Origin of the sequence: Stieleria magnilauensis (genome assembly GCA_007753675.1) — a bacterium.
In the GTDB taxonomy this organism is placed as follows: Bacteria; Planctomycetota; Planctomycetia; order Pirellulales; family Pirellulaceae; genus Stieleria; species Stieleria magnilauensis.
In genome coordinates this window covers 4486252-4493698 of record CP036432.1, presented here as the reverse complement: position 1 = coordinate 4493698, position 7447 = coordinate 4486252, and the positions used below count along the sequence as shown (strand labels likewise).

At 58.6% G+C, this 7447-nt stretch carries 5 protein-coding genes; all 5 read left to right on the top strand.

Going from position 1 to position 7447, the window contains the following annotated elements; translation table 11 throughout:
- The first annotated feature begins 298 nt into the window (after positions 1 to 298).
- The 5 genes from TBK1r_RS15935 (at position 299) to TBK1r_RS15915 (ending at position 7381) form a co-directional block, all read left to right on the top strand.
- A complete protein-coding gene (locus TBK1r_RS15935; RefSeq protein WP_145212509.1) occupies positions 299 to 1018 on the top strand; it encodes a hypothetical protein in 720 nt (239 codons plus the stop codon).
- Between the two features lie 292 nt (positions 1019 to 1310).
- Positions 1311 to 2975: a DUF1549 domain-containing protein gene (locus TBK1r_RS15930; protein WP_145212507.1), complete on the top strand. Its 1665-nt coding sequence runs from the start codon at positions 1311 to 1313 to the stop codon at positions 2973 to 2975.
- Positions 2976 to 3002: 27 nt separating this feature from the next.
- Complete coding sequence (locus tag TBK1r_RS15925; RefSeq protein WP_145212503.1) at positions 3003 to 4262, top strand: DUF1501 domain-containing protein; 1260 nt, start codon at positions 3003 to 3005, stop codon at positions 4260 to 4262.
- Positions 4259 to 5296, top strand: coding sequence for a WD40 repeat domain-containing protein (locus TBK1r_RS15920; protein ID WP_145212500.1), 1038 nt, complete (start codon positions 4259 to 4261; stop codon positions 5294 to 5296). The genes TBK1r_RS15925 and TBK1r_RS15920 overlap by 4 nt, the downstream gene beginning before the upstream one ends.
- Positions 5297 to 5920: 624 nt before the next feature.
- Positions 5921 to 7381, top strand: coding sequence for a sulfatase (locus tag TBK1r_RS15915; RefSeq protein WP_145212497.1), 1461 nt, complete (start codon positions 5921 to 5923; stop codon positions 7379 to 7381).
- Positions 7382 to 7447: the final 66 nt, after the last annotated feature.

The following is a 7447-nucleotide window of genomic DNA, read 5'->3' as shown; positions in this document are numbered from 1 at the left end:
CCGAGATGCCTACCAATTCGATTCGGCACTGGAACGAGGAAAGGCGACATCATTCGCGGTTGCGATCCAAGCGAAACATTCGCTGGGCGATCTGCGAGAACGTGGCCCTTATTCCGTTCCCGACCGAGAAACGTGGGAATAGGATCGCAAAGAACGCCACGCGAAACTGAAAAGAAAACGCCTGCCCAACCCTGCGACCCCCAAAGGTTAGTGGTATGGGACCCAATTGCAAGCTTGCTTTTGATCCCCGCTCGATTTAGCATTGAGGCATTCAAATCCTCCAGGCTCCCTCGGACCCATGTTCCATCGATTGCTTGATCGTCGATCCGTCTGGTCATCGCTGATCGGCGTCGTTGCGTTTTGCGGGTTCGGATGTTGGAGCGTCCAACCTTGCCCGGCGGAAATCGTCGCTTATTTGACGCCGTCCCGCGCTGCCACCGGGGAACGCTTTGAGACCGATCTGGTGTTTTCCGGTACGGCCGATGCCGTCGGCGACTTGGTCGAATGGATCAACTTGGACATCGTCAAGAGCACCATCAATGCGGTCCCGCTGACCGACTACGGGCGGGTCCGATTCGACGCCACAGCCCGGTTTGCGTCGTGGTTCGACGGACGGCAGTTCGGCAGCGGTTCAGCCGGTTTCGAATCGCAAATCGTGCTGGAGTCCTTTTTGCCGAACCCGCCGGTTCCGTATGAAATCACCAGCACCGACGCGTTTGAAATCGGCACGCTGACCTTTGATTACAGCGGGCTCGGCTTGCAACCCGGTGACACGATCAGCTTGGACATCTTCGGCGGTAGCGACGGCTCATCGACCCGGACGACATCGGTCGCGATCCGCCCGTCGGGAACGTCGCTGACCACGCTGGTCAATCCCGCCTACACGTCCGCGTCCGGATCTGAAAGAAGCACGTTCACGATCCCGACCGCAATTCCCGAGCCCAGTGCCGCGCTGTTCTTGTCATTGACGCTGCTGGGCGTTGGTATGCGACGACGTCGGAGTCTTTCGAGCCGGTGAAACCGCACGCGGGGCGTTCCTGCCGTCGTTCGAATTGCCCGTGGACCAAGTGATGCGGTTGGTGGACGAAGTGGTCTGACAAATGTGGACGCGTCGGAGGTCGAGACACCAAGTCGTTCGGGCACCATTTGATGAGGTGTGCGGACGGGCGTTTCCCCGCCGATGATCTTGCTGAACCGCCCGAGTTGATTCTCTCCGGTTGAGATGTGGTAGACTGGTTGGCGATGAGTCGTGCCGCTGACGCGACTTGTTCCCCGCCCACCAGCCTCCCCCCACTGCGCCAGGCACCTCCATGACTCGTTCGCGCGTCATTGTGATCATCGGTATTGTCATCGGCAGCATGGCAACCCACTCACGCACGCTCCAGGCCAGCGACGCGCTGCATGTCCAGATCGATGCCCTGATTTCGTCGCATTCCGATTTCAAATCGCCGGCCGCGATCACCGACGACGCTTCGTTTCTGCGACGTGTTTCTTTGGATCTGGCGGGCACCATTCCGGCCGCCAATGAGGTGCGTGAGTTTCTCGCGGATTCGGCACCCGACAAGCGGATCAAACTCGTTGACCGACTGCTCGGTTCGCCACAATACGCGCGGCGGATGCAATACGTGTTCGACACCCTGTTGATGGAACGTCGCCCGAACAAACACGTCACCGCTGAGCAATGGCAAGCGTATCTGAGGGAGTCTTTTTTGCAGAACAAGTCGTGGCGACAGCTCGCTCAGGAACTGTTGTCGGCCGATGGAACGGAGGAACAAACGCGTGCCGCCGCCCGATTTCTGCTCGATCGCGAATTGAATGTCGACCAGGTAACACGCGACGTCGGACGCATCTTCTTGGGCAGGGATCTGGAGTGCGCCCAATGCCATGACCATCCGGCGATCGACGACTACCTGCAGCGACATTACTACGGTCTGGCCGCGTTCATCAAGCGGAGCTATCTGGTTCAAGATCCCAAGACAAAAAAATCGTCGATCGGCGAAAAAGCTGACGGCGACGTCGAGTTCACCTCCGTGTTCACCTCGGAAACGGACCAGACGGCGCCGCGAATGTTGGACGCACCTCCCGTCATCGACCCGCCGCCGGGCGAACAGCTTTACAAGGTCAAGCCCGAGAAAAATGTACGGGCGGTTCCCGTCTACAGCCGACGTCTGCAGCTCGCCAAATCGTTGACGGACGACGCCAACCGAGCGTTTCGAGAGAACATTGCAAACCGAATGTGGGCGTTGATGATGGGGCGTGGGCTGGTTGATCCCGTCGACATGTGGCATGCCCAGAATCCGCCGTCCCATCCAAAACTGCTCAGTCTGCTCGCCGATTCGCTGGTGGAACATGACTATGACCTGCGGTACTTGCTTCGCGAACTCGCGCTTACGGACACTTATCAACGGAGCAGCCGACGTGACGCCTTGGACCATGGATCAAACGCAGACCGTGCAATTGGTTTCTCGGTGGCGTTGCTGAAACCGCTTTCGCCGGAGCAGCTGGCGTTGTCGATGATGCGTGCGACAGGTGTTGCCGAGCAGCAGTTGGCCGCCGCGATTTCCAAACAAGAAAAGACCAACGATCCACAGTTGGCGCTTGATCCGATCTGGCAGGAAGAAGCACTGAACAAAGCGCTGGCAAGCGACACGAAGGTGTTTGTCGAGATCTTTGGATTTGAGGGCGTTCAGAACGCAGCGTTTGACGCGTCGGCAGATCAGGCTCTGTTTCTTCGCAATGGCGCGTTGGTTCAACGTTGGGTGACGCAAAAGAATGGGCTGTCGGATCGCCTGCATGCACTTGATAACGACGCGGTTGCCGAAGAGCTGTACGTGTCGGTCTTCTCACGGCTACCCGACGCGGATGAAACCCTGTTCATCCAAGAGATGCTCGACGCGACCACCGACCGCAAAGCGGATCTCCAGCAATTGGTATGGGCAGCGCTCGTTTCCACCGAGTTTCGATTCAACCACTAACCGTTCAAGTTTCGACGGAGAACCTCCATGCGACGAAATCTAGACTGCAACGGCATCGATCACTTGATCGCTCGGCGAGAATTTTTGTGGGGCTCCGCCGCCGGTGCGATCGGGTTAGGAACGCTCACCAGCCCGTTGAACGCCGCCCGCCTGCAGCAACAACAAAAGCGGGTGTTGCAGATCTATCTGCAAGGCGGGGTGAGCCAGTTGGAATCCTGGGATCCTAAGCCGGGGACGCAGTATGGTGGCCCGTTCCAAGCGATTCCGACATCGGTTCCCGGCATCCACATCTCCGAATTATTACCGCACACGGCCAGTCGGATGCATTTGCTTTCGCTGGTCCGGAGCATCAATTCGAAGATCGGTGATCACCGACAAGGCATGCTGTTTATGGAAAAGGGACGGCGTGCCGGTGATTATCCCTACTTCGGTTCGGTTGTCTCAAAATATCTGGCTCCCACCGATGCCGAACTGCCCGGCTACATTCACATCAGCAAACGCGGCATCGTTGATTCGACGGCTGCGTTCTTGGGGGCTCGGCACGCCGAACTGAAACTGTTAGGCGACCAGGCACCGGCAAACCTCGTCTCGCCGAAATCGATCGACGAACCCGCCGACGAGGCTCGCCAACGGCTGCGTGTTCACTTTGATCGTCGGTTCTCACAGCAGCGTTCACGTGCGCTGACGGATGTCTACAACAGTTCGTTCGAACAAGCTGAAAAACTGATGAAACGCAAGGCGATGTTTGAGGGTACCGTCAGCGAGCAAGACCTGGACCGTTACGGCCGCCACGATTTCGGTCGCCATTGCATCCTCGCGCGTGACTTACTGGAGAACGGTGCCACGTGCGTCAAAGTCACGCATCATGGTTACGATACGCACGCAGAGAATTTTAATTTTCACCTGGAGCAACTCGGCGAATTCGACAAGACGTTTTCGATGCTGCTCGACGACATCCACGATCGCGGAATGCTCGATAGTACATTGGTGATCGTCTATTCCGAGATGGGACGCACGCCGAAAATCAACACGAAATATGGTCGTGATCACTGGGGGACGGCGTGGTCCGTTGCGATGGGCGGGTGCGGCATCCAGCCCGCCGCGGTGATCGGCAAAACCAACGACGAGGGGACGGAAGTCGTCGAACGCGAAGTCGACGGCGGACATCTGTTTCATACGTACCTGTCCGCACTCGGGCTTGATTCCACGACGGACCACGACGTTGCCGGAAAATCGATTCCGATCGGCGACCCCGCCGCGGCGCCGATTGAGGAGCTGTTGGCATGAATTCAAACGCAACCATCGATCCGGTTCAGACGCACCTGATCGGCGAATTCAAGCATTCCCGGCCACTCACTACACTGCGCGTCGATCCGGCGTCGCGTTTTGTCGCCGCAGGCGCTCAAGACCTGGATGTTCACCTCTGGGATCTTGATGACGGCACACTCCGAACGCTGAGCGGACATCAAAGCTGGGTTCGATCCATCGATTTTTCCGGCGACTCGAAACAGCTCTACACCGCGTGCTGGGGCGGAGTCGTCAACATCTGGGACCTCACCCAAGACGATCCTTCGATCATCCGCAGCATCTCCGCTCATCAGGGTGCCGCCCGCTGGGTGCGAGTCAGCCCAGACGGCACGCGTCTGGCGACGTGCGGCAATGACTTGCTTGTCAAACTGTGGAACATTGAAACCGGAGAGCAAGAGCTAGAGCTGAAGGGGCACGAGCGACACGTCTACGGTGTCGACTTTCACCCCGACGGCGAGCACTTGGTTTCTCAAGATCTGATGGGCGTGATCTTGATTTGGGATCTGAAAACGGGTGAGCAGCAACGCAAAGTCGATGCCGGCATGATGACGGGCTACGACAAGAAATTTGCGGCCGACATGGGTGGCGCACGGGACATGCAATTCAATCCCTGCGGAAGTCGATGGGCCAGCGCGGGGATCACCAAGGTGGTGAACTCGTTCGCCGGGATTCAAGATCCGATCATCGTGGTCTTCGACTGGGAAACCGGTGAAGCGACCCGGCAACTTCGCGCGGCGGAAAATTTCAAAGGAGTCGCGTGGGCGGTACGGTTCCATCCCCAAGGCTTCCTGGTCGGCGGAGGTGCGGACAAATCAGGCAAAGGCGAACTTTGGTTTTACAACGATGGCAGTGACGAGGCATTTCACACGTTCAAAATGAAAAGCGCTGCACGTGGAGTGGATCTTGTCGGGGAGGACCGATTGGCCGTCGCCCATGCCGATGGCCAAGTCCGGCTGTACCAGATGACCGCCGAAGCCACCGAGCCGGAAGAAGCAACTGAGGTTGAATCGTAAAACAGACCGCCTTGGAATCAGCGATTCACGGGGCACTGGGGCGCCGAGACTGCACTCACCACCTGCACGCTATCGACTGGGATTTCCCCTCCCGGACCTGCGCCCACGCAGAGTCAGAGTCCGTTTTTCCCGACCTACTGACCGGAGCATTGGGTGATGCCCAACGAAAAACGATTGGACGCAGTAGACGATGCCATGGATCGACGCCACACCGCAGAGCGGTGCCACAACACAGCCCGGGGTCGCGAAGCGCACCCCGGGGTGGTGGCACAGAAGGAGAGGAACCCCAGCGGGGTTCAACAAGCAAGGCTGCGCGATCGGACGGCGCAAGCGGCGGCGGGAATCCGGCGATCCGCGTTCTGTTCAACCCCGTTGGGGTTGGCGGCCTGGACGCGAAATCTATCAGTATGACGTTCCACCCTCCCTGTCAGAGGTCGTGCAGTTTTCGGCGTCACCCACCTGACACGACCTGGCAGGAGGGGGGAATCGGGACGCTGTTTCAAACGTTTCGGTGAACAGGTTATGATGTGGTGAACGCTTCGGATCGACGGTGCCCTGACAGCCTCGAAGCCTCTCCCACTTTGTGGTGTCTGATCCTCTTTCGCCCCAACCTTTGTCTCTGCCATGCCCTGTAAACTTCTCGCCCTGGTTTGCTGCTTCGTTGGTTCGTTGACTGCAGCAATCGAATCCGCCGGCGCAGCAGGTGCCGACAAGCCGAATGTGCTGTTCATTTTCTTGGACGACTTCGGTTGGCGGGATGCCGGTTTCATGGGCAGCGACTTCTACGAGACTCCGAACCTGGATGCATTGGCGGCCCACGGTATGGTGTTCACGGACGCCTATGCCGGCGCCGCCAATTGTGCTCCGTCGCGTGCTTGCCTGTTGTCCGGACAGTACTCGCCGCGTCACGAGATCTACAACGTGGGGACGTCGCGGCGGGGGAATCGGAAACATGGACGGCTGATGCACATTCCCGGCACCGACACACTGCGAACCGACATGCGCACCTGGGCCCACTGTGTGCGAGACGCCGGCTACCGTATCGGCACGATCGGCAAATGGCATCTCAGCAACGACCCGCTGCCCTATGGATTCGATTTTAATTTTGCGGGAACGCACAGCGGCAGTCCGCCACGCGGTTATTATCCGCCGCACGGCAACATTCCCGAACTGGCCGATGCACCCGAGGACGAGTACCTGACGAACCGATTGACCGAAGAAGCGATCAAGTTCATTCGTCGCGAATCGGATAAGCCGTGGTTCTTGTACTTGACCCATTTCGCCGTGCACACGCCGATTCAGGGTGAGCCGGAGCTGGTGAAAAAGTACGAACAGAAAACACCCGGTGAACTGCATGACCATCCCGTGATGGCGGCAATGATCGAAAGTGTCGATCGCGGTGTGGGTCGGATTATCAAGACGATCGAGTCGCTGGGGCAAACCGACGACACCATCATCGTGTTCACCAGCGACAACGGCGGCTACGGTCCGGCGACATCGATGAAACCACTGAAAGGATACAAGGGAACGTACTACGAGGGCGGCATCCGCGAACCGATGTTTGTCGTTTGGCCGGGGGTGACAAAGCCGGGGACGACCTGCGACACGCCGGTGATCAACGTCGATTTGTTCCCGACGTTCTGTGAGATGACCGGCGCGGCGCTGCCGGATCAGCCCGTCGATGGGCTCAGCCTGCGCCCCCTGTTGGCCGGCGAAGCGGATCCGGCGTTCCAGACGCGATCGCTGTTCTGGCACTTCCCCGCCTATCTGCAAAGCTACCAACGAATCGACGAGCAGCGCGATGTGCTGTTTCGTTCGCGGCCTTGCAGCATCATCCGCAACGGAAAATGGAAGCTGCACGAATACTTCGAAGACGGCGGGTTGGAGCTGTACGATTTGGAAGCAGATCCCGGCGAGACGACCAATCTGGCCGCGTCACATCCGCAAGACCGAGACCGATTGCACGGGCTGCTCAAGGCGTGGCGAGAATCGACCGCTGCCCCCGTGCCGACCGAGCCGAATCCCGACTTCGACGCCGCCGACGAGGAGCGGGAAATCGCTAGACGCTTGAAAAAAAAAGGATAAGTCTATAGCCTGAACCCTGGCAACTCTGAGATCAGCCGGTTCGCGCCAGCGCGAGCGGCGCCCATC